Annotated in this window: 18 protein-coding genes; 9 read left to right on the top strand and 9 right to left on the bottom strand. The window is 34.2% G+C overall.

The annotated features are described in order from the left end of the window. Positions 1-585: 585 nt before the first annotated feature. Genes BCR26_RS08985 through BCR26_RS09000 form a run of 4 tightly spaced genes read left to right on the top strand, consistent with a single transcriptional unit; the run spans position 586 to position 5,557 of the window. Positions 586-1,602 (top strand): DUF916 domain-containing protein, encoded by a 1,017-nt coding sequence (locus BCR26_RS08985; RefSeq protein ID WP_069698646.1) that lies wholly within the window; start codon positions 586-588, stop codon positions 1,600-1,602. A 55-nt stretch (positions 1,603-1,657) separates the two neighbouring features. Further along, positions 1,658-2,287 carry a WxL domain-containing protein gene (locus BCR26_RS08990; protein ID WP_084387092.1) on the top strand — a complete coding sequence of 210 codons (630 nt, stop codon included), beginning with the start codon at positions 1,658-1,660 and terminating at the stop codon, positions 2,285-2,287. A 16-nt stretch (positions 2,288-2,303) separates the two neighbouring features. Continuing rightward, complete coding sequence (locus BCR26_RS08995; protein WP_069698648.1) at positions 2,304-2,987, top strand: WxL domain-containing protein; 684 nt, start codon at positions 2,304-2,306, stop codon at positions 2,985-2,987. 14 nt (positions 2,988-3,001) lie between these two features. Next, positions 3,002-5,557 (top strand): LPXTG cell wall anchor domain-containing protein, encoded by a 2,556-nt coding sequence (locus BCR26_RS09000; RefSeq protein WP_069698649.1) that lies wholly within the window; start codon positions 3,002-3,004, stop codon positions 5,555-5,557. A gap of 382 nt (positions 5,558-5,939) precedes the next feature. Here BCR26_RS09000 and BCR26_RS09005 read toward each other — a convergent pair whose 3' ends face one another. The 9 genes from BCR26_RS09005 to BCR26_RS09045 all read right to left on the bottom strand — a co-directional run bounded on the left by BCR26_RS09005 (position 5,940) and on the right by BCR26_RS09045 (position 15,551). Further along, positions 5,940-7,406, bottom strand: coding sequence for an AcpB/EbpR/MafR family transcriptional regulator (locus BCR26_RS09005; protein WP_069698650.1), 1,467 nt, complete (start codon positions 7,404-7,406; stop codon positions 5,940-5,942). Between the two features lie 584 nt (positions 7,407-7,990). Continuing rightward, positions 7,991-8,548, bottom strand: coding sequence for a glucose-6-phosphate isomerase family protein (locus BCR26_RS09010; RefSeq protein WP_069698651.1), 558 nt, complete (start codon positions 8,546-8,548; stop codon positions 7,991-7,993). Positions 8,549-8,560: 12 nt separating this feature from the next. Beyond that, entirely contained in the window at positions 8,561-9,343 is a 783-nt protein-coding gene (locus tag BCR26_RS09015; protein WP_069698652.1) for a glucose-6-phosphate isomerase family protein, read from the bottom strand. 11 nt (positions 9,344-9,354) lie between these two features. Further along, complete coding sequence (locus BCR26_RS09020; protein ID WP_069698653.1) at positions 9,355-11,079, bottom strand: class I mannose-6-phosphate isomerase; 1,725 nt, start codon at positions 11,077-11,079, stop codon at positions 9,355-9,357. Positions 11,080-11,114: 35 nt separating this feature from the next. After that, positions 11,115-11,543 (bottom strand): PTS sugar transporter subunit IIA, encoded by a 429-nt coding sequence (locus BCR26_RS09025; RefSeq protein ID WP_069698654.1) that lies wholly within the window; start codon positions 11,541-11,543, stop codon positions 11,115-11,117. Positions 11,544-11,555: 12 nt separating this feature from the next. Beyond that, positions 11,556-12,398: a PTS system mannose/fructose/sorbose family transporter subunit IID gene (locus tag BCR26_RS09030; protein WP_069698655.1), complete on the bottom strand. Its 843-nt coding sequence runs from the start codon at positions 12,396-12,398 to the stop codon at positions 11,556-11,558. Beyond that, on the bottom strand, positions 12,398-13,225 hold the full coding sequence (locus BCR26_RS09035; protein ID WP_069698656.1) for a PTS mannose/fructose/sorbose/N-acetylgalactosamine transporter subunit IIC: 828 nt from the start codon (positions 13,223-13,225) through the stop codon (positions 12,398-12,400). The genes BCR26_RS09030 and BCR26_RS09035 overlap by 1 nt, the downstream gene beginning before the upstream one ends. Before the next feature lie 51 nt (positions 13,226-13,276). Then, the gene (locus tag BCR26_RS09040; protein ID WP_069698657.1) at positions 13,277-13,777 is read right to left on the bottom strand and encodes a PTS sugar transporter subunit IIB; all 501 of its coding nucleotides are present in this window, start codon (positions 13,775-13,777) and stop codon (positions 13,277-13,279) included. A 241-nt stretch (positions 13,778-14,018) separates the two neighbouring features. Further along, positions 14,019-15,551 (bottom strand): helix-turn-helix domain-containing protein, encoded by a 1,533-nt coding sequence (locus BCR26_RS09045; RefSeq protein ID WP_069698658.1) that lies wholly within the window; start codon positions 15,549-15,551, stop codon positions 14,019-14,021. A 522-nt stretch (positions 15,552-16,073) separates the two neighbouring features. Here BCR26_RS09045 and BCR26_RS09050 point away from each other — a divergent pair. The 5 genes from BCR26_RS09050 to BCR26_RS09070 all read left to right on the top strand — a co-directional run bounded on the left by BCR26_RS09050 (position 16,074) and on the right by BCR26_RS09070 (position 22,598). After that, positions 16,074-17,171, top strand: coding sequence for a tyrosine-type recombinase/integrase (locus BCR26_RS09050; RefSeq protein ID WP_069698659.1), 1,098 nt, complete (start codon positions 16,074-16,076; stop codon positions 17,169-17,171). A gap of 398 nt (positions 17,172-17,569) precedes the next feature. Then, a complete protein-coding gene (locus tag BCR26_RS09055; RefSeq protein ID WP_069698660.1) occupies positions 17,570-18,268 on the top strand; it encodes a winged helix-turn-helix domain-containing protein in 699 nt (232 codons plus the stop codon). Between the two features lie 31 nt (positions 18,269-18,299). Next, positions 18,300-21,485 carry a pectate lyase-like adhesive domain-containing protein gene (locus BCR26_RS09060; RefSeq protein ID WP_069698661.1) on the top strand — a complete coding sequence of 1,062 codons (3,186 nt, stop codon included), beginning with the start codon at positions 18,300-18,302 and terminating at the stop codon, positions 21,483-21,485. A 17-nt stretch (positions 21,486-21,502) separates the two neighbouring features. Beyond that, a complete protein-coding gene (locus tag BCR26_RS09065; RefSeq protein WP_069698734.1) occupies positions 21,503-21,808 on the top strand; it encodes an EF2685/EF0750 family sortase-dependent surface protein in 306 nt (101 codons plus the stop codon). Further along, entirely contained in the window at positions 21,801-22,598 is a 798-nt protein-coding gene (locus BCR26_RS09070) for a WxL domain-containing protein (RefSeq protein ID WP_069698662.1), read from the top strand. The genes BCR26_RS09065 and BCR26_RS09070 overlap by 8 nt, the downstream gene beginning before the upstream one ends. The last annotated feature ends 19 nt before the right edge of the window (positions 22,599-22,617 follow it).

Consider the following 22,617-nt stretch of genomic DNA (forward strand, 5'->3'; position numbering starts at 1 on the left):
ATTGGTAATTATAGAATAGAATGGAACAAAACTGATTTTTAATTATTCCATTATAAAAGCTTTAGAATGTCTCTACGTGAGCCGTTCTTAAAGCTTTTTTTATAAGCGAATATAACATTTTTTTATGAATTTATTTATAAATGCGGTGTTCTCAATTAATATAACACTTACTTTTCAATTTCCATAAATTGGACACTGAAGCTTGATTTAGCAGTATTTATTACTTGCATAACTATTTGAAAATAGAAAATATTTTCAAATTTTGCTATTAGGCTAGTCCATTTTGAAACTTTTTTTGTTTTAAAATGATATACAATGAGATATATATAAATAAAATATACATATTAATTAAATATAAAATAAATAAAAAAGTATCTAAGGGGATGGAATAGTGTGTGGAAGTAAACTGTTCGTTAAAAAAGCAATAGAGTTACAAAAATTTATGAAAAAATGAAGGGCGAGTAGTTTGTCATTTTTTTATGAATGGTTATTAATTGAAAAGTTATATTTTTTATGTCTGAGAATAGAAGAACTAGACTGTTGAACCACTGGAAAAGATTCTGAATTTTAGAAAGAAGGAATACAATGAAAAGCAAACTAAAATTAATAATGAGCATGACACTTCTTGTGATTTTCTTTATACCTACTGTAGTGTTCGGAGAGGAACAGGCAATACCTTATTCTATCACTCCAATACTATCTGGCACTCAAGAAAATACTGCTGCTTCATATTTTGACATGATACTAGAACCCGGGCAAGAAGAGGAATTGAAATTACTTGTAAAAAATAATAGCGATAAAGAAATTACTGTAGATATTACGCCAAACACAGCCCGTACTTCCGATTCAGGAACAATTGATTATTCGGGAATAGAAGCAGAGCTATCGACGACATTACCTATTAGTTTTGAGAAAATAGTTACAGGGAAGCAGAAAGTTAATGTTCCTGCAAATGGTAAGAAAGAAGTTTTATTTAAAGTGATGATGCCTAAAGAAAGTTTTGACGGAGCAATTTTAGGTGGGTTTTATGTAAAGCAAACCAATATTTCTGATTCTAAAAAAGCGCAAGAAGGTGTAAACATAAATAATGAGTATGCCTTTGTTGTGGGGGCAAAATTAGCTCAAAAAAAAGAGGTGATTGAACCACAATTTAAATTAAGTACCATCAAAGTTGAAAAATGGAATGAGCGTCACACGTTGGGAATTAAGCTGATTAATGATGCACCGAAAATAATGAGTAATATGACATTGGAAACGATGATATATCAAGAAGATAAGCAAATTAAGCTGTTCGAAAAGCGAAATTTTTCGATGGCACCCAATTCAATTTTTCATTTACATGAAGTAATTGCTCCATCTGAATTACCTAAAGGTACCTATAAATTGAAGATTGTGATTAAAAAAGAGGATAAAACATATGCATTGCAAAAGAATTTTAAGGTATCTACGCCGGAGTCTTTAGCCGCAAGTGACAATGTTTTAAATTCTGACAAACAAGAATATAACCGTTTGTATATTTTAATTATTACTATTTTAACTCTAGGTCTGTTCATCCTTTTGACAATCATTATTTATACAAGAAAAAAGCATAAAAAGAGATAGAGATCACAGCATGTGATTTTTATATAAAAAACACACACAAGGAGAATCAATTATTATGAAAAAAACAATTATCGGATTCACATTACTCAGTGCACTGTTAGTATCTGGAAGTCAAAGTGTCTTTGCAGTAGAAAGTACGTCAAAAGGAAACATATTGTTAACTACAGATGAGACTGCAACACCACCAGTAGAGCCAGGTGAAGAGCCAGATGATGGTACGACTACTGGAATGACAGGATCTTTGACAATTGACTATGTACCTAATTTTAATTTTGTTCAAGCGCAAGGTGGATTATCAGGAACCTTTTCTGACACTAAAACTAAAAACGTACAGGTAACAGATAAACGTGGAACAGGTTCTGGTTGGAATTTAGATGTTTCTATTACGCCGTTTAAAGATAGCGACAAAGTGATAAAAGGAGCAACTATCACTTTACCTGGTACAGCGGAAAAAGGAAATCAAGTAAATACTTCTGAAGCAATCACGACGCAAGAAAATAGCAATATTATGGTTAATTCTGACGTTTCTACTCCAATAAATATTGCAATGGCAGGAAAAAATGAAGGGATGGGTACTTGGTTAGTGAAGTTTCAAAATGCTTCAATGGATATACCTGAAGGAAATGTATTAGGAAATTATTCAAGTACATTTACATGGACACTTTCTTCAACACCGATAGAGTGAAAGGAGTTTTTGTAGAATGAGTAGAGATAAATCGATTATAGTTTTGTATTTGTTAACGGTATTCTCCCTCTTTTCTACTCTTGAAGTTTCTGCTGAAACGTACCAAAGCATGAGTGGTCAATCCAAGGCTGCTCTTTCTTTGCAAAAAGGAAAAAATGAAGCTGCACCAGGGATTATTATTACTGAACATGAAAAAGATGAGATTACCTCGCAAACAGGTGATGTAACAATTGATTATGTGCCAAATTTTAATTTTATTTTAAACAGGATAGAAAATGGAATTGGTTATTACGAAATGCAATTGAAAGATAAAGCTGCTTCTTTTCTACAAGTAAGTGACCGTTCAGGAACAGGTGGAGGTTGGACTCTTGATTTGACGGTTAAACCATTTATAGGAGAAAAAGGTAGTAGGTTAACAAGTGGAACCCTTATCTTTCATCAAATAGTTCTTGATAAAAAAGCAACAAACGTTTCTAAATCACCTGTTTTTGAAAAAAAAATTATCTATAGTATTGGTGAAAAAAGTCAGAGCCAGCCATTGATTATCGCGAATAAAGGAGAAGGTCTTTTTAATTGGGCCTTAAAATTTGAGAAGGAAAAAAAAGGTTTAGTGACCATGGAAGTTCCTCTTGAAGGAAATAAGACAGATCGGTATACAAGCACGTTTCTGTGGCAATTGCTAGCAACACCTGTTGATTAAGAAAGGAGACAAGGATGAGATATATATTATTATTAATAAGCACACTTGTATTGTCTTTTCTTGTTTGTGCAACAAGTGTTGAGGCTGCTAATGGAGAGTCGAAAGCTACAGTTGAAATAGTAGGGGCAGACAAAAATGAGCACTCCAGCTTAAATCTGGATACGCAAGTGACATCGGATGGTAATAACCTTCCGAAGACAGGTGAAGCTGAAAATCTTCTGTTTCAATTATTAGGCGGAATCTTTCTTTTTCTTAGTTTAGTTTTTCTTTTTTATAAAAATAGAAAGAAAAGTGGATTCCTTATTGTCTTTTCTATTTTAGGAATGGGACTGACAACTATGGAAGCAGAAGCTTCTGTACCTAATCATTTGTCAATCGATCAAATATTTGATTTTCCACAAGGGTCTGCGATACTAAATAATAGTGCGAAATTAAGTGTTGAAGACGATGGATTAGTGATTTTAACAGATAATTTTGGTCAAACAAGTGCAGTTTGGAGCACGGATAATAATGTAATGGATTTAACAAAGGATTTTCAATTAGAAACGCATGTACGTCAAGCAGCTAGTGACAATGCTTCAGATGGATTGGCGTTCGTTATGCAAGCCAAAAGACCTACTGGTCAAAAATGGTATACGCACCCCTTATCATCGTTGGGTGCGTATGCTTCAACAAGCTATGCGAATGCCATTGATGGAATTCCTTATAGCTTTGCGATTGAATTTGATTTGTACAGTAATAATAGTACGGTAAATAATGGACATGGCTTTGATGTAGGAATTAATGGGCAACATATCGCTAATGTATATCCAGGAATGTTAGCTAACTACGAGACTATTACTTCTGGTTCTAATCGATATAGAAAACAATTACATTGGAATCTGCAAGACAATTTGAAGTTGACTGATGGCAATTGGACGAAGTTGGAAGTCAGGTGGACTGCCGCAACATCACAGTTATCTTATCGAACAAGCAGTGAGGCTAGAAACTACGACAGCGGTTGGAGGCACATGAATCCAGATACCATACGCACAGAGTTGGCCATTAAACAGGGAAATACAAAAGTATACTGGGGATTTACTGGATCGACTGGTCAATACAATCGTGTAGAACAAGAGGTTATCTTTACGAGAATCCCAGGGTTAGTTACCGCAAAGTCGTACATTAAGATGAATCAAAATGGGAATCAAGTAGCACCTGGAACAACCTTAAAAGCAAACTCTAAAGTTCAAGTAACTTTAGGTGGTCAGTATCTTTCAGGCCGTCAAAATTGGCAGGCTGTCAATGGAAAAGTGACTGTTCCAAACAGTTTATCTGTCGTTCCTAATACGACTAAAGTAAACGATAGCCAAATTGATGATTCTCATTGGGAAGGCAATGTATTATCACGTGCGAGTTTAAATGATTTCACCATAGAGAATAATGAACAAACGATTACTTTTGAAGCGATTGTAAAAGACGATATGACTGGAGAAAGTAGTATTTCTGGTACGCTTGAAGGGAGAAATGCAATCGTTGACGCAGATGCGTTTACATTTAGGACATCGCCTTCTGATTTGGCTTTCAAAATCGTCAGTCCAGAAGATAACCGCGTGTTTTTTGATGATATCACTGCGTTTCCTATAGATATTACATTTATCGACAATTCTAAAACGGATATTGAGCAATCTATTTTGACTGATGAAGGAGACGTATTACAAAACAGTACAATCTCCTCAGATTTGGTTGAGCAAGTATACTCAATTAACTTCCTCGATTCCTTTAATAAGCTTTCATATGGTAAACATATGTTAGAATACCGATTGAAAAATATTAGTGGAAAAGTAGTATCACGCTCGTTCAACTTTTCGAAACAAAGTAAACCAAAGCTAGAAGTACTTGAGAACGAAGAAAATAGCTACTTTGTTGGCGATAAGATTCCCTTTAATTTCAATATTACTGATAAAGACAGTGAAAAACTCAGCTTATATATGCAAGTTGATGAGAAAGAAGCTGTAAAAGTAGCAGATTATAGGAATGATTTTTCAACTACTGTGAGCCAAATGTATGAATTGAAGACCGATGATTTTTCTTCTGGCATTTATACGTTTAAGTGGTTTTTAGTCGATGAAAATGACAATCAATCACCCATCATTACTTATTCTAAAAAAATAACAATTGAAGGAACGCTCTCTTTTCAAGAATCGCCTAGAAATTTTAATGAGGTAGATTTGAAACTAAGTGGTTCTAGAAAAAAAACGATGCCTATAAAAATAGCAGTAGTCGATACTCGAATCAAACCTGCACCTTGGTCATTATCAGTTATATCAACTACTGGTTTTTATAATGAAGAATCTAACAAGTATGCACCTGAAGATTTTTTTAGTTATATAGATAATGAGGAGCATCTATTGATTGGGAAAGATTCTTTCACATACTTAATTAAGAATTACTTGTCTCAAAAAGAGGAAATAGTATCAGTTAATGAAACTGGAGAAACAGGTTTTTATATAACACCAAATAATGGGATGCATACCGGGAGTTATACTGGTAGTTTAACTTGGGTATTAGAAATGACACCAAATGAATAGATAAAATATTTTGTCAATTTAGGAAACAATAGCGTTAGTAGCCAAGTTGTGTTGCAAGATAAAAAAATAAAGATCCCGCACTCTTCTAATTTTACTGTGCGGTACGAAAAAGCATAGTGGTATAATGTGTGACAATAGTAGCTGTTTTATTAAGAGCTAAAGACTATCCTCCGAACTTGATTTTAAATTAAGAATTATACTAAACGAGTAACTCTTTTGATTGAATCAAGAATGAGGAGCCTGCAGTGTGTCTCTAGCTCTGCTGGCTCCTCATTTAACTTTATAGTATGTTTAAAAATGTTGCCTACATCAGTTGACAAAGAGTCTTGCCTACGCTAGAAATTTCGGAATTATTAATCACTTAATTCTATTCAGGAATCACTTAAATGAAGTCAGAGTTCGAGTAAAATTTTTCATTTAGCCAGTCAGAGTAAAACTCAGTTAATTTCTTTATATCTGCTGCTGTTGGATAAATAGAAAAACAGTAAGATGGAATTTCCTTTAATTTAAGAAAAGGATTATTAGTAAGGATTACGTCGCAATCAACTTTTTTTGAGCTTAGTGTCTTTAAATCCATAAAAATAGGTAATTGAACATCTAGCATACTAGGTAGAAGGAATTCTAGTTCTTGTTTCATCAATTTTAGATGAGATATCTCTGTATCGAAAAGCAATAGAACTTTTAATTTTGGCTGGAAACGATAAAGTGCTTCGGTTAATCCTTTCATATTAGTCAGTATAATATAGATGGATTCAGCCATTTTGTCATAAGTAGTGTACGAAACATATGGCTGGAGGACTTCATGCAGTATTTTTTTTATAAAGGGATGTCTTTTATAGGCTGCTTCGACAAAAAAATGGTATTTATCAAAGATAATATAATTGTTCCCGTAAGTTAGCGTTGTAAAGTTATAAAGTCTTAAAATAAGATCTGATTGATCTATCTCAGAAGGAATATCAAAAAAAGAACACAGTGAAGAAATGATATTATTAATCATATTTACAGATTCATCAATTTTTTTTGATTCTTTTTGTTTAATCGTAAGTGTTTGAAAATCTTTAGCATAAAATGGATTTAGAAAAATAAAGGTGGCTTGGGAATAGATTTTTGTAAAACTATCCAATTTAAATAATTGATAGAGTTTTTGGTATTGTTTCTCAGAAAAAATCAAATTACTCTCCGAAATCTCATCTAAATCTTTAATAAAGAAATTTTGTTTAATTCTAAGAATATTGGCATATATATAAAAATTAAAGCGTTCGTTAATAGGATAGTTAATTTTTTCAGATATGAGTGGTTTCAACCACTCATATAAATCATTCAAAAACGTGTATTCTTCTGTGTTAAGTATCTGTTTTGAATCCAGAAAAGTTTCTTGAAGCAAGTGAATCGAAAAATTAAGTATCTTTTTTTCATCTCCAATTAATGAAAACGGTGGGGGTGAAATGCTGAAGCCATTTTTTTCTAAAATCTTGTTCATCCGTTTAATAGTTCTTCTTATTGTTGATTCGCTAATAAAAAAATCTTCTGCTAAAGAGCTGTAGTTATAATTTTCTTGTAAAATGATTCTTGTTAGAATTTGAAACTCTAAGCTACTTTTTAAAAAACACGAGTAAACGTATTCAAGATTGCAATTATCGGGAAAATCAAGTGAATAATGCCCTCGATTATTTCGAATGATAGAAACAGGTGAAATTAGATTATTGACTGCAACTACATCTCCTGCAAATGTTCTTGGTGTACAATCAAGATTTCTGCAAATGCTAGTCGCTGTAGAATCAGGTGTAGAAAGAATAAATTCAAGCAACGATAATTGTCGTTGAATGTGTTTAGTCATTAGTTTTCTCATAAGTATCAGCCCCTTGAAATCTAATTAATTGTAGCTGATTATATAATAGTACAATCAAAAAAAATAACAAGATAAATGCTTTTGAAATAAGGGTTCTTTCATTTTAGTAATCAAATTGAGGTGGAGATATTTAGAGGAAGAATTAGAGTTTACCGAGAGTTTTTTTGGCTAAACAGCAATGCAATAAAATATTTTGCCTGCATCTAACTTATATTAAATAGTTGGAAAATAATTAGTATAGGTAAAAAACAAGTAAATCTGTAAGGAAATTGCTTGGACAATTCACAAATAAAAAATTGGTGTGACGAAATAAGAGACATATAGCGATTACTCTTTTATAAGCTTGTAGAAACTGGAATAAATGATTACTGTTTATATTAATTACTATAAGCATCATCAGATAAAAATGAAATTAGCTGGCATGAGCTCATTTCAATAATGAGTTCATACCAGCTTCGTTTAAAAATAAAAAGAAAAGTGAATAACAGGTTGAGAAGTACTGATTAGTTTGAATGGACCATGTAGTCGTTCTTCTTAGAGTTACGATGTAGAACATTTTCAATGTTTTCAAAATTCATTCTTTTTTATTGATTTATTATTGTTTGCTGTCCGTCAATTTCCAATACTTTTTTATGAAACAGCGAGTCATTATTTCGATAATCATGTCCAGATTCCGTTAGCCAACATGCGCCAACAGACAACGTTGTTTTGCCAGTATTAATCAGTCGATGGGCATATTTTCCTGGAATATAATGAACAGACTCCGGGATCATTTCTTTGATAATGGTTTCACCTGTAGGGGTCGTTAGTAACAGCAAGCCAGTTCCGTCAATTCCCCAATAGTATTCACCAGTATCGATTTTTTGATGAACATGCCCTCGTGTCATGTAATATTCTTGGCCGATTTTCCCTGGATAAATATGAGAAATTCCGAAAAATAAACCGCCTAAATGCCCCTCTTTAAGGTTGTTATCATGGATTTCAACTTCATAAATAACCGTATTGGGATCTGCTTGTTCAAATGCCTTAGAGTCTGAAAAAATTCCCTTTAACGTACGTAAGGTTGTCTGCTTTCTAATCACGTTTGTGCCTTCTAAAGAAGCAGTCTGCTGCTTCAAAAAGAGAGTCGCTGGTAGAATCATGTTTTCACTCCTTTAAGGTTCAAAATCTATCCAAATTGATTTTGCAATTTGTGGGTGTGTAACAAATGCAAATAATTCAGGATTTTGTTGATATTGAGTATAGATAGGGACATTTTTACGAATCCCAAGTTCAGGATAACTCCGAGCAGATGTGCAGATTAATTCTGACTGTTTATACGCAGGATTTGATTGCCACGTCACTTGATTTCGTTGTTTAATCATTGGGAAATGAGCAATGCCATTATGGGCACGTATGCCAGCATAATCAAAGCCATAATCTCTAATACACCAAGCACCGAACGACATGTATTTTTTAGAATCTCCATTAATAGTACAATGTGCCCAATTAGGGGGAACAATCACAACGTCTCCAACCTTGGCAGTAACCGCAAAACAACGCCCAGGAATATCTTCAGCAAATTCTTGCATATAAATAATCGCTGTTCCTTCCCAGATTTCATAGACTTCTGGCGTTGATGAGTTACAAGAGGGGGAGATGGCATGGATATGTCCCTGACTTCTAATTGTTTCTTCGCCAATGGTCCCAGCTGCATATTGAACAACGCCGTAAAGTAAATTTCTACGTACCAAGTCTTCCCGATCCTTTAACTGTCCAACATCCATCGCGATAGAATAAAGAATATCTGGTCCACAGGCTTTAGGATTTTTTAAACTTTTTCGAATATCTTCCAACCTTCTACACTCTGCTATTTTAGGGCCAAATACATCTTTACCGTAATGAAACAACATGTTTTCGTGATCTGGCTCAATTAAAAATCCTGGATAAAAGTCCACTCTGTTTCCTCCTATAAAACTTTGACAAAAGCTTGAATAACAGCAACTTCTTTTGAATTTCCTTGATTTACTAAGCGGTATTCTTTGATTTGTTCAGGAACAATAAAGGTTTCGCCATAATGGACAGTAAAAGGTTTAAATCGATTATCGAGACTTTCAACAGTAATTTCTTCCCCTTCAACAAGGTTGAGCATATTGACACTATCATGACTTTGAACGAGGGCTTCTGTTTCGAACCAGTGCCGTCTAGTTTCAATGAACTCTAGTTCATGGAGCCCAGTATGTTCCTCTTTGTAATTCGTTGTTTCTTGAATGGTCCTAAATGGATTGATGAGTTGCTCTTTCACCCAAGTAGTATTGTAATCGACGTTGATATTTTCTGCACCGTGATCGATATGCACTGGACGTGGCACGCCATCTAAACCAACCCGACCCCAATCCCATAATTTAAAGGTGAAAATATAGGGTGTTTGACTAATTTCTAGTACGACAGTATCAGGCCCGCCGCAATGAATAGTTCCAGATGGAATGGAATAATGATCGTGTTTTTTTACCGGAAAACAATTGATGTATTTTTCATCAGGGAAACGATAATCACCTTGTTCAGCTTTTTTTAGATCAGCAACCATTTCATCCTTATCTACACCATCTTTAACGCCTAAGTAAATTGTGGAGTTTTCATTTGCTTCTAAAATATAGTAGCTTTCATTCTGAGTAAAAGTCATTCCAAACTTATCTTGGATATATTCTACATAGGGATGAACTTGCATACTTAGATTTCCGCCACCAACAGTGTCGAGATAATCGAAGCGAATCGGAAACTCTTTGCCAAAGCGAGCGTGGACTTTTTCCCCTAATAATTCTACTGGAAATTGGTGCACAACGTTAATGGAAGGTACTTCAACAACCACTTCCCCAAAGCGCAGTCGAACGCTATTTTCTTCAGGTACACCATCAAAAGCCCAGCCATAATTTTCTTTTTCAGGATCAAGATTGAATTTTTCTTTCATCCATTGTCCGCCCCAAACACTAGCATCGAAATAAGGAACCAAACGGAACGGTTGCTCGGTTACATGTTTTAACGCTTTCCGATAGTCTGCTCCACTGATCATTGTAGGTTCATTTGGGATATTAGTGTCTAATAAATAATCGATTTTTGGGAAAAGGTTTTGTTTCAGGCGATCAGCCATCCGCCATTCAAAGAAATATCCCCGTTTAAATTTTCGAAGCGCGTCTTCAGAAGCGTTGTCCGCTTTCCAGTTGGAACGTCCACTTCTAAAACGGCACTGAATCTCCCAACGTGTTAAGTCAGCATAAATAAGGACATCTGGCGTTGAAGCAATAATTGTAGCACCAGTACCATAGATAACTGTCATTCCATCAAACCGGGCAATTTTTTGTTGAATTTTTTTCAATTCAGCTTTAGGGAAAAATTCGTCTAACGTATAATGGGACATTACACCGAATACACGATCATCTGTTAAAGTTCGTTGAATTTTTTTGGTTACAGTTTCTGCATCATAAGCGTAATCATCAGAACAAACAAGCGATGCATGAGGAAGAGCTTCCAAAAGCTGGTTTTCTAATTCTTCTAAATCAACACCAGGATAACACTCAATAGCAATCACTTTTTTTTCTCCGGTGAAGGGAAGTATCGATTTGATTTTTTCATAACCGTTCCAAGCATCTTGATAGTCTTTTATAGAAATTTCAGGTTTTAAATCATAAGTGGGCATGTTATTCTCTCCTTGAAAGTATAATGATATGACAATTAGAAACAGTCGTCTTCGTTCTCTCGTTCATCTTCCAGATTTAAAATAGAGATACTGGCAATAGCGCTATTTATCGCATCAGCAACGAGTGTGTCGAGTTCTTTAAGTTCTCTCATTAAAACAAGTTCCAAAATCAAAGCTAAATTCATTCCAGAAATCACTTTGGTAGGTAGTGAGGTTTCATTAGCAAGAACAAGAGCATTTGCGCCAGGAGAACCAGAAGGGATATCACAAATAATAATTAAGTTTGTTACCTCGTTTTCTAATTGTTTTAGAGTTAATAGAAGGTTTTTTTTAAAAGTTTCAATTCCAGAGCTATCGAGCCCGATGGCATAAAAATGTTTCTGTTCTCCAGCGACAAATTCTGTGGCAGTTTTCATTCCATTTGCTAAATTAGAATGGCTAACTAATAAAATTCCTGTTTTCATAATTCACGTCCTTTAAAAAAATAGTTGAATAAGATAAGAGATTCCAACCCCACCAAAAGCTAAAACAAAATAACTAGCAATCATTTTTAGTGGCGAAACACCTTTTTTAGACATAAAGATCCATGACACAATCACTAACATTAATGGTAAAAGTTTCGGGAAAATTCCATCTAATATTTTTTGTACATCAATCACTGCTTCACCGAAGTCTAAGACGACAGGTAAGGACAGATTGACATAAGAAGCTGCGACACCACCAATTACGATTACGCCTAAAACAGCAAAAGCCTGTGTGATCTTTTGGGCTTTTTTTCCTACAAAAAGATCAACAGATTCAGCGCCTAATTCATAGCCCTTGAAGAAAAGAAATTTTGAACCAGCTAAAATAATCAAATTGTAAGTGAGAATGTAAAAAATAGGCCCTAGGACACTACCATTTGCGGAAAGTCCCATCCCGATAGAAAGTAAAATTGGGATAAGCATTCCAGGAATCATAGAATCACCAATTCCAGCAACAGGGCCCATCAATCCGACTTTCAAGCTGTTGATAAATTCATCATCTAATTCTTGTTGACCTAATGCTCGTTGTTCTTCCAAGCCACAAACAATCCCATTGATTAAAGCTCCTAGCTGAGGTTCTGTATTATAGAAAATCGCATGACGCTGCAAAAGAGCTTTTCTTTCATCTGGCTGTTCTTTATATAACTTATCCGCAATCGGCTGCATAGAGTAGGCAAAACCTAGTGCTTCTAAAAATTCAAAACTCATAGCCGTTAAATTATGCATCATCCAGCGATTGTAAGCTTTTTTTAACGTTGGTTTATCTAATAATTGATACGTCTTTTTTTCTTCCATTAGAATTCCTCCTCCTCTTCTTCCACAGCTCCCTCAATTGTTGCAGGCGTTCCGTGACTCGATCCACCATCATTTGAAACGGCACTATAATAGATAAATGCCACTACAGCAGCAACAATCGCTAAAGCAATCATATTCAAATTAAGGAAAACGATACATATAAAGCCGAATAGGAAAAATAAAATCATGATATTTTGTTTGACAACTGCAGTTAACAACATCACAATTCCAATTGCAGGGAGCGCACCCCCTAAGTAACCCATAACATCCATAATATATTGAGGCATACTATCCAGTAGTTGTTTGGCAAAAGAAGAACCAAAATAGATCACTAAAAATGAAGGGATAAAGCGCAATGCAAAATTGACTAATTGAGGCCCGACAACGGTGTTAAAAAAGAACCCTTTGTCGTTGTTTTCGTTAATCGCTTTTACTGCACGGTGATTCCAAAAAGAATTGGACACTTGATAAAAGTTAAAAACAATGGTTCCAATAACGCCGATTGTTGTAGCTAGGGTGACTGCTACCTCAGTTGAGGAATCTGATAATAAAGCTAAGGCAATTGCTGGATACGCAACGAAGTTTAAATCGGCAGGCATCTGTCCTCCTGGTGTAACCATCGCAATATAAACTGCTTGAACAGCTACTCCAACAATGATTCCCTGTGTTACATCGCCAAGAATGATTCCAATTAAGAATCCAGAGACAAGGGGTCTACTTAGTGTGTACCAACCTCCAGTTAAGCCCATTAACCACGGTGTGCTGAGTGCGCCAAGGTAACACAATAGCGAGATGGCTGATGCTTGTAAAAATAACGTTCCATTCATACGACTCTCTCCTTAAAATTTATTTTGATACTTCCTAATAGTAAAAAAGGATTAGGAAATAAAATTCATTTTTGCATTTTCCCAAGAATAGCTTTTTGAATCTGGAACGAGTTGGAATTCAATGGTCATACCAAGTTGTGACAGGGTATCAAAAGCAGCCGCTTCATTTTCTGTGATAGCAACATTTGGGCCAACTTTTTTTGCATTGTCTCGGGCGCTCATGGGACCTACGTTCAATTTTGGATATTCAGAAATAAAATTAGCACCTTCTTTGTAAAGCGAAACGAGTGTTTCTGGTGATTTGACAATTAGAAAATAATTTTTTTTGCTAGAAACAATGTCATTCCATTTTAACGCCGTTCTATCGACTGTCATGACAAAACCCTTCAAGGGTTGCGGGACTGCTGATTTTAATACTTTGGATAAAATCGGGTTATTTGCGGAAGGGTCATCTACTGCCACAACCCCATCGCAAGGCCGTTCACTCATCCATCTTGTTACTACTTGTCCATGAATAATTCTGTCGTCAATTCTGATAAAAGATATTGCCATTGTTCTCACTCTCCGTTTAAATGATTTATTGTTATAACAATCTGACAATTACATTATAAATCAAGAAAAAGAAAAATACAACGCTTTCTTTTTGTTTTTTTGAGGGAAGTTAATTCTATTCTAGAACCTAAAAAAACCATAAACTGCTAGATAAATACTAACGTTTATAGTTTTATTAAGAAATATAAAAAAGTAATTGCAAACAGGTCAATAGATATATGAAGGACTGTAATACTAATTGTTAAGCAGTTTCTTCAGAAAATAGTTTTTTAACCACCATTTTTTGAATAATATGAGTGAGTTCTGCCCATTGATAATAATCTTTTAAAGAACTCAAAATAAATATTTGTTTATGTTTTTGAGGAAGTTCAAGTGTATCTGAAATAATTAGATCAGCAGTTAGAAAGTTTTTTGTAATGATAACCGTCTCAGTATTGAAAATGTCTGTTAGTTGGTGTTCAACATAAAAATTTCCAGTGACATCTCTTGTTATTTCTAAATATATAGAAATTTGGATTTTTTTGCTCATGGATAATAATCTGTAGATTAAACTATAGTAGATTTCACTGAAGTACAAATTCTTTATAAATAAAAATTGTTTTTCTATTTTAGGATTTTTTTGAAGAAATTTAGCTAAAAAATCATCAAAAAAATGTATGATTTTTAACTTGATTAGTCTATTTTCTGGTATTGAATAGTTTGGTTCTGGGAAGTACAAATTTACAATATGGGGAACTATTTCTCCTAACAATTGGAAATGCACATAAATCACAGTGAAATAATAAATAAATAGATATTTTAGATTTACTGGAGGTGTAATTCCTAGAGTGCTACTTAAAGATGAGAGAAGTTGGGTGGAAAAGTATGATGCTGAATAATGTTTTTTAAGTAAAATTTTCCCTATTTTTAGTTTTTTTTCATCTGAGACACTATTGGAGACAAAGAAACCGAAGCAAAAACTGAAGTATAGATTCTCATTTTGAACATCAGCTTCAGAAATAGGATAGATATATTGATAATTCGTAATATTCGGGAAATCATAATTTTTTTCAAAAAGATTCATAATTGACACTATTTCTTCATTTGGTTTAGATAAATATTTTTGACTTTGCGTACGGATGATTGTTATGGATAACCAATAATAAAACGAGGTGATATTACTTTTTGATTTTTCATAAATGACATCCAGCGTTTCTGGAGAAATAGAATCATATAGGTCTTCTTTTGGGAGGTGCTCAAAAGGCCATTCTAAAGAATTAAAATTGTTGTTTAAAAAGACAAAACTAAACAGGCGGATTGATAGTTCTTTTCCATTTAATGCTAAGCAAGCTTCTGAGTTAGTAACTTGAAATTCAAAGGGAAGAAGAAATTTATTTATTCTTCGTATCATTTGATTGAGATAGGAAGGAGTAATAAATAACTTTTCGAGGACTTCTATATATGGAAATCGAACATTTGTAGTTAAAAGTATCAGCAATTGAAAGTAAGAAGACATCTTTAAGTATTTTAACTTCAATTGATGAAAGATTAAAAGCTTCTCTTTGGAAAAGTGGGGATCTACAGAATATTCCCCTATTGTATTTGATTGAATAAAAACATGTGCTGGAAATAGTTCGTTAAGTTCAATATTTAACTTATGGATGTAATTTTTTATCGTACGCTCAGGAGTTTTTAGTGCACTTGACAAGGAATAAAGGGTTTGTTTTTTTTGAATAATAGAATAGAGCACTAGTAGTTCTTTTTGCTTAGAACTTGAAAGAATATTTTTATTCATGATTATCTCCCTTTCAGTATATGTCTATCGATATACATATACTAAGTCATATATTTATTTTGTCAAATGATATAATAACTAAAAAGAAATAATAATATTGTTGATTAAAATTTTTTTTACATTGGGAATTATTTATTAAGGAAAGGAATGATTTTTGAAAGTTAAATGTATAAGTCAAAATAATGAGTTGTTCAGGGGTTTAAAAGACAGTGAGGTTGATAGAGGGGGGGGATAATCATCATATTAAGCATAATCTATCTTTCCTGTTTTTAAGTAAAACAAGATATATTTTCTATTTTTATTCTATATAGTCCATCTTAATCCATTTTTTTTTAAAAAACAACTGTATTTTATCTATAAAATCTGTTTTTTTTATCTGATTTTTTTGGTTTATAGTAAAATTTTGATAATAAAGACATTTCTTAGACTTTTATTTCTAATTTGACACTAAATAGCTTTTTTATTACATTTTTTTTCGCCGTCAATTTCGCCGTCAAAATGATTGAAAGGATTTGATTTAATTTGGCTAAAGGAGAAAATATTTATAAACGAAAGGATGGGCGTTGGGAAGGACGTTACCCAAAAGGTAGAAAGACAAATGGAGCCCTTTGCTATGGGTATATCTATGCGCGTACCTATCGAGAAGTAAAAGAAAAATTGATTATTCAGAAAGCGCAGTGGTTGTTTTCTGATAAGAAAAACAATCACTTTTTTGTTGGAACTTTTGGGAACTGGGCAGACTTATGGTTAAATCATATAAAAAAAGAACAACTAAAGCTTAGTACATATGCTAGCTATAGCAACAAATTGCACAAACATATTCTTCCTGTTCTAGGTGATACTCCACTAGAGAAAATAGAAGCTTCAGATGTTGACTGTTTTGTAAAAGAGCTAGGTGAAAAAATAAGTACAAGTTCACTTCATATTATCTTTCGTTTAGTCAAGAGTTGTTTTCAAACTGCTAAAGAACGTGGTTACATCCATTCAAATCCATGTGATCAAACAATTCTTCCAGTTTTGAAGAAGACGAAAGTACGTGCATTAAGTCGGCAAGAACAAAAAGCAGTGGAGCAAGTTTGTCTCAAATCGGATAAAAATTTGCCGATTCTTTTAGCTTTGGAAACGGGTATGAGAATTGGCGAAATTTGTGCATTAAAATGGGAAGATATTGATTTTACTTTGAATACGATTAATGTTCGTCGAACAAAACAACGTATTAGTAACCCGCATGTTTCTTCACGAACCATTTTAGTAGAGACATCGCCTAAAACAATGGCATCTGTGCGGTTGATTCCTCTTACTAAAAAAATAAAAATACTTCTTGAAAATGAGAAGAATAAAACAAAAAGTGACTATGTTATCTCTATTGGTGTAAGGTCTGTTGAGCCTAGAACCATAAATTATCGTTTTAGAAGAATTAAACAAATTATAGGTTTGAGTAACGTGACCTTTCATTCATTACGCCATACTTTTGCAACTCGCTGTGTTGAATTAGGTGGGAATATTGCTTCAATCAGTGCTATTTTAGGACATTCATCTATTAAATTGACCTTAGATACTTATACTTATGCTTTTTTGGAAGAGCAGCAAAGGACAATTCAAAAACTAGAATTATTATAAATTTTTAAAGAGGTTGAGACAGAAGTCTTTTTGGGGCGAGAAATTGGAACGAAAAGTGCACAGTACGATTTATGGATTGTGTAATTTTCGGGAAATTTCTGAAGACCCAGACTTTTGACCACCGTTTTTTCAGATTTGGAGGATGAAAAAAACTGAATTTTAATTTTGTTCCATCCTTTTTTTTTTCGAAAAATAACAAACGTTATTTAAATGGCCAATATAAAGGTGGAAAGTATTACTAGTTCGCCGTCATAGGCGCCGTCAATGCTTTATTTCAAGTAGGTTGAATCAGCGTTTCGTTTGTTCTTTCTTGTTTTACTTAAAACCAAGAAAGAGGATCGCATTTTTTAGATAATATTAGGTCTTGTCACTAAAACTAAATTACAGGAGTGGAAATAGTGTTTAAAATAGCCGTACTTGATAATTATACCAAAAAAAAAGCAGACATTAAACAGCTTTGTGATCGTCAAATTGAATTTTCTTTTTTTGATAAAAGAAGTATATTAGAGCAACTTTCTATTTCCGATGGAGTGATTATGTTCTACAAAAATGATGTAGAGAAAACAAAAATATATGAACAGATTGTTACCATTAGAAATATTTCTCAGATTCCGATTTGGGTTATGGCAGAGGAGATGTCTTCGTCAGAGAGACTGATCTTTTTGAAATTAGGAGTCCTTGTAATTGTAAAGGAATTTGCTTTTGATGAAGAGCTGAGTTTAAGTTTGAGTAATGCACTGAATTTATTGTCCAATCAAAAAGCAGCAAACAAGAGATTGAAAGCTGAAAAAACCAAAAAGATTACTAAGAATATGACAATAGATGAACAGAATTTTAGTTTTTGTCTTGATGATGGACGAACAATCTATTTAACGAGGTTAGAATATCGTTTGTTTGTAGAGTTGGCAAAAGAGCCTAATCAGACTGTTTTATATGCTGACTTAATAGAACGGATTTGGTCAGAAACGGTTCAAAAAGATACGATTTATCGGCTAGCAAATTTAGTTTTTCATGTTAGGCAAAAATTGAGAAAAGAGCAAATAAATCCAGAGATCATCAAAACGATCCGCTCTAGAGGTTATATGCTATATGAATAGTGATGCTTTATAAATGAAAGGGGGAAAAATAATGAAAAAAAGTAAATTATTGCTAGGTTTATTTTTAATCATCTTTATAGGAGCTGTGCTATTTTCTATAAATTCATTTGGTTATGCAGAAGAAATAACAGGAGCTTCTGATCAACCGATTGATTCTACAATAGATTCTGAAGTTGAAAACAAAGAAATCCCAGCTTTTAAGCTGGAAAAAAGGCAGTTTGTTTCGAAAAGTGGGAGTCTAGATGTTTTTAGTTGGGAAACATTTATTAAAGCACTTGCAGATCCGACTGTTTCTACAATCAATATTACGCAATCCTTTGCAGTGCCTAGTAATCCTAGGGCTAATTTGACTGATGAACTGGATCGCGACACCACTAACGTTTCTGGATCAAGCCGATATGTTGGACTGAAACCTTCTGGAATTGCTCGAAAAGTAGTAATCAATGGTAACGGCAATACAGTGGATTTTGGTGCAGTCTGCATAACCTATTACGATAGAAATATAGCAAGTGAGGGGTGGGATCTTACTTGGGAGAATTTAACCATTTTTCATGGGAATATTTATGGTTTTACTACTTTAAATGATTTGTCCCAAAAAAATCAACAATTATCAAAAATGACTTATAAAAACGTAATTAATTCTGGTAGTCAATTGATTCACTCGCCTTATACAGATGTTTTTATTGAAGGAAAAACATCAACATTACAAGTGTCGACTTATACCTCGCCTTTTAGACAATGGAATACAGATGGTGACACTCAAATTAATCTGTATGTGTCCAATGTAACAGTTGCTGAGGATGCAACCTTTAGTATGAGTTCATTAAGGGGGGGAAACATCCATCTTGTTTCAGGTGGTAACTTCGTAATGAAAAAAAATTCAAAAATGACAGTTAATGCGTCTCAAAATGACTTAACTGGTGAGTTTGATGCAAATCAAACAAACCTCTATATTGCTGGTGGCAATATTACTTTGGAAGATGGAGCTGAAGTTAATTTAACACCCAAGCCTCAATATGCAGCGATTTCTTTAGCAGCGAATAATAGTAATTTAGTGATTGGTAAAGGATCAAAGCTATTTGTACATTCTGATGGACATACAAGTAGTTGGTCAGCGAATAACAGAAATATTATCTATATGAACGCGAACTCGTCACTTTTTGTAGATGAAGAAGGCGTTTTAGATGTAACGGCAACAAACATGGGTGCATCGAGCACTGATATTGTTTATGTTGCTGGAACTGCAAGTTTTATTGTTGGGAAAAAAGGCACGCTGAACATAAAAAGTGATAGTAGTTCAATAAATCAAACGCTACTAGATTTTAACAATTCAGGTTCAGTATTTCAATTTGCTGATGCAAAACAAGTGGATCTTCAGCGCACTGCTGCTATTAGTGGCTCTTCAATCAATAATGGACTGGTAAGTATTGCTGGTTCAGGTGGAAAGCTAGACATTAGTATTCAAAAAGTTAGTCTTTGGAATAAAGATAATTTTGGTAAGACTCCTCTTTATAGCTGGACACCAATGTATGGGATTTTACTGAGATATGCTGGGCTAACCCCAACCATTGAATCAGCCTCATCGCTGACCCAAGACAACGTAGATAGTTTTAGAAATAGCTTTACTACTAAAAATGTTCAGCGAGTCCTTTTTGAATATATACCAGATGTGAATATCAGTATTTTAAGTACGGCAACCGATGATGTAACATTAGCGAATTCAATGACTATTTATGGAACAACGAATCCAGGTGCATATGTTCGTCTAACAGATGTTCCAATCAACAGTTCTGTAGAGAGTGTTCTTCCCCAAAGTGAAAATAAAGTGAAGAGTCCAGTAACTTCTTCTAGTTCGACAGCATTCACTGATAATTTTACTATTAAAGCAGATTCATCTGGAAACTATTCTTATACACTTCTAGCAGGAAGGCGACTATCTGCTGGGACAAAAATTCGAGCCTACTCATTTTTAAATGGCAAAACAGGCTTAGCAGCTCAAGTCGTATTAGATGTTACACCACCCAAAGGAGAACCTAGGGACTATCACTCTGGGAAAGGAGCAGCTGTTCCTGATCCCAAAGGATTCATAAAAAACCCGACAGATACCAATCCAGTTCCTCAAAATTTTACTTATGCCTATGCAGCAGCGAATTCACAAGAAGACATAAAAAAAATGTTGGATATAGTTGGTGAGCATGAAGTAAAAGTAGATTTATTTGATAATGCCAAAAATAAGACAACCATAACATCGAAATTGATTGTTCATGAAACAACGAATAGCATTGACGGAAAAGATATTGAAATTGGAACAGATGTGCTTTCTAACATGACAGAAAAAAAATTAAAAGAGTATATTTTTGAACAAAGCAGTCCAACTGCTCAAAAAATTGTTGATGGAGTTTACACAGAACTGACTAATAAAATTCAGCTGACAGATTTGGGTGGATTGACTATCAATTCTGCAGCAGGTGTCTATCAAGTAACTTTTACAGTGAAAAAAGCTGATTCTAGTTTAGCAGACGACCTAGTGAAAACTATCTCAGTCACTGTGATTAACCGTTTTGCTAATATAACTGTACAATTCATAAATGAAAAAGGAACAGCTTTACATGAACCCGTTCTAATTGAAGGAATGATTGGTAAAACTGTTGATTTAACAAAAGAAAAAACGATTACGGATGTTATCACAGAAATAATTAATAAGAAGTATCTGGTTAACCATCGTCCAACAGATGAAGAGGCTGTTCTAGTTGAAGCGGCAGGGACGACAGTTCAATATAAATTTGAAGGGACACTGTTTTTAGAGTCAGCGCCAACTTCAATCGATTTTGGAATTAAAAAAATTGGTTTGTTTGACCAAAAAATAGAGAAGCCAACCTATGACAATCCTTTAAAAGTTTGGGATAACCGAGGAACTCTTAGTCAATGGACGATGACGGCAACGGTTGAAGATCCTTTTAAAAATCAAGTAGATCCAAGTAAAATTTTACCAAAAGCGCTTCAGTATAAAGTAGATGGAGGGGAGACGCTCCTTTTAGAGGAAGGGAAAGCAGTGCCGATTGTTGTTCATCAGCATCAAAGCCCAGGCTCATACAACATAAGCGATAGTTGGGACAACGGGAAATCGGGATTGCAATTAAATATTCCAGCGGGAAGTATTCGAAAACTTGGTGAATATCAAGCGACTATTTTATGGAAACTAGGATTCACCCCCTAATGAAAGGAGCGTTGATTATGAAAGGAATAAACAGAAAAAGACGGATTGTTCTTATTTTATGTTTTCTTTATAGTGCCTTCTCCTTATCATGTTACGCATTTGCGGAAGAAAATGGTGGAGCGGTTCAAACAAATGGCGAGATTGCTTTTTTTGAGGAAAAAACCACACAGACTTCTAATGAACCAACTATCCAAAAGCCAAAAGGAAAATTACCGGCAACAGGTGAAGTTGTTCGAAACAGTTTAGGTGGAATTGGAGTGTTAATTCTTTTACTGTTGTTATTCCTCTTTTATAGAAAACGGAGGAATCAAAAAAATGAGTAAAAAAGTCCAACTGCTTTCTGTTAGTTTTGGAGTTTGCATATTATTTTCTATACTATTTTCTGATTCTGTACAGGCGACATCCTCAGTACCGGGGGAAGGATTAATTGAATTTCAAGGTACTTATCCTAGGCAGGTAATCGATCCAGAACACCCAGGAGAAAGTGCAGATCCAGGAGGAAGTCCTTATACGACAGGCGATTTAAGAATAGATTATGTTCCTAAATTCGAATTTTGGAAAGTGAAGAGAGTGAAAACAGATCAAGTTTACTATGGTAATGCTCAATTGTTTCATGGAAATACTGGAGTGCGAGGGAATTATATTCAATTATCGGATTATCGTGCGACTGGAGGCGGTTGGACCTTACAGGTTCGTCAAGAAACACAATTTAGAAATGAAGGCACAATAAACAAAGAACTAAAAGGAGCGGTTATATCGTTAGACAAGTCGTGGGCTAATTCTACGAGTTCTTCAACAGCACCTTTAGTTTCAAAAGAAGTGATTCAAATGAACCGAATCGGAGAAACTTATAATTTGGCTGAAGCTAAAAAAGGAACAGGCGAGGGGACTTGGGCAATTATTTTCGGTGCTACAAATGATAACTCTCAAAAAATGAAAAATACTCTAGTCCCTAAATTGGATAGCAAAGGCAATCCCGTCGTCGATAGTAATTTTGAAAATAAACCAATCTATGAAAATACAGCATTGAGTTTATCGATTCCAGGAGCAACAAAAAAAGATTTAGTAACCTATCAAACGGTGATAACTTGGATATTATCCGAGCTACCATAAATAAATGAATGAAAAAAAT

The organism is Enterococcus rivorum (assembly GCF_001742285.1).
Lineage (GTDB): Bacteria > Bacillota > Bacilli > Lactobacillales > Enterococcaceae > Enterococcus_L > Enterococcus_L rivorum.

Bases quoted from the DNA above. Each gene is read 5' to 3' on its own strand.
- BCR26_RS08985 (WP_069698646.1), top strand. From the start codon at position 586: ATGAAAAGCAAACTAAAATTAATAATGAGCATGACACTTCTTGTGATT.
- BCR26_RS08990 (WP_084387092.1), top strand. From the start codon at position 1,658: ATGAAAAAAACAATTATCGGATTCACATTACTCAGTGCACTGTTAGTA.
- BCR26_RS08995 (WP_069698648.1), top strand. From the start codon at position 2,304: ATGAGTAGAGATAAATCGATTATAGTTTTGTATTTGTTAACGGTATTC.
- BCR26_RS09000 (WP_069698649.1), top strand. From the start codon at position 3,002: ATGAGATATATATTATTATTAATAAGCACACTTGTATTGTCTTTTCTT.
- BCR26_RS09005 (WP_069698650.1), bottom strand. From the start codon at position 7,406: ATGAGAAAACTAATGACTAAACACATTCAACGACAATTATCGTTGCTT.
- BCR26_RS09010 (WP_069698651.1), bottom strand. From the start codon at position 8,548: ATGATTCTACCAGCGACTCTCTTTTTGAAGCAGCAGACTGCTTCTTTA.
- BCR26_RS09020 (WP_069698653.1), bottom strand. From the start codon at position 11,079: ATGCCCACTTATGATTTAAAACCTGAAATTTCTATAAAAGACTATCAA.
- BCR26_RS09025 (WP_069698654.1), bottom strand. From the start codon at position 11,543: ATGAAAACAGGAATTTTATTAGTTAGCCATTCTAATTTAGCAAATGGA.
- BCR26_RS09030 (WP_069698655.1), bottom strand. From the start codon at position 12,398: ATGGAAGAAAAAAAGACGTATCAATTATTAGATAAACCAACGTTAAAA.
- BCR26_RS09035 (WP_069698656.1), bottom strand. From the start codon at position 13,225: ATGAATGGAACGTTATTTTTACAAGCATCAGCCATCTCGCTATTGTGT.
- BCR26_RS09040 (WP_069698657.1), bottom strand. From the start codon at position 13,777: ATGGCAATATCTTTTATCAGAATTGACGACAGAATTATTCATGGACAA.
- BCR26_RS09045 (WP_069698658.1), bottom strand. From the start codon at position 15,551: ATGAATAAAAATATTCTTTCAAGTTCTAAGCAAAAAGAACTACTAGTG.
- BCR26_RS09060 (WP_069698661.1), top strand. From the start codon at position 18,300: ATGAAAAAAAGTAAATTATTGCTAGGTTTATTTTTAATCATCTTTATA.
- BCR26_RS09065 (WP_069698734.1), top strand. From the start codon at position 21,503: ATGAAAGGAATAAACAGAAAAAGACGGATTGTTCTTATTTTATGTTTT.
- BCR26_RS09070 (WP_069698662.1), top strand. From the start codon at position 21,801: ATGAGTAAAAAAGTCCAACTGCTTTCTGTTAGTTTTGGAGTTTGCATA.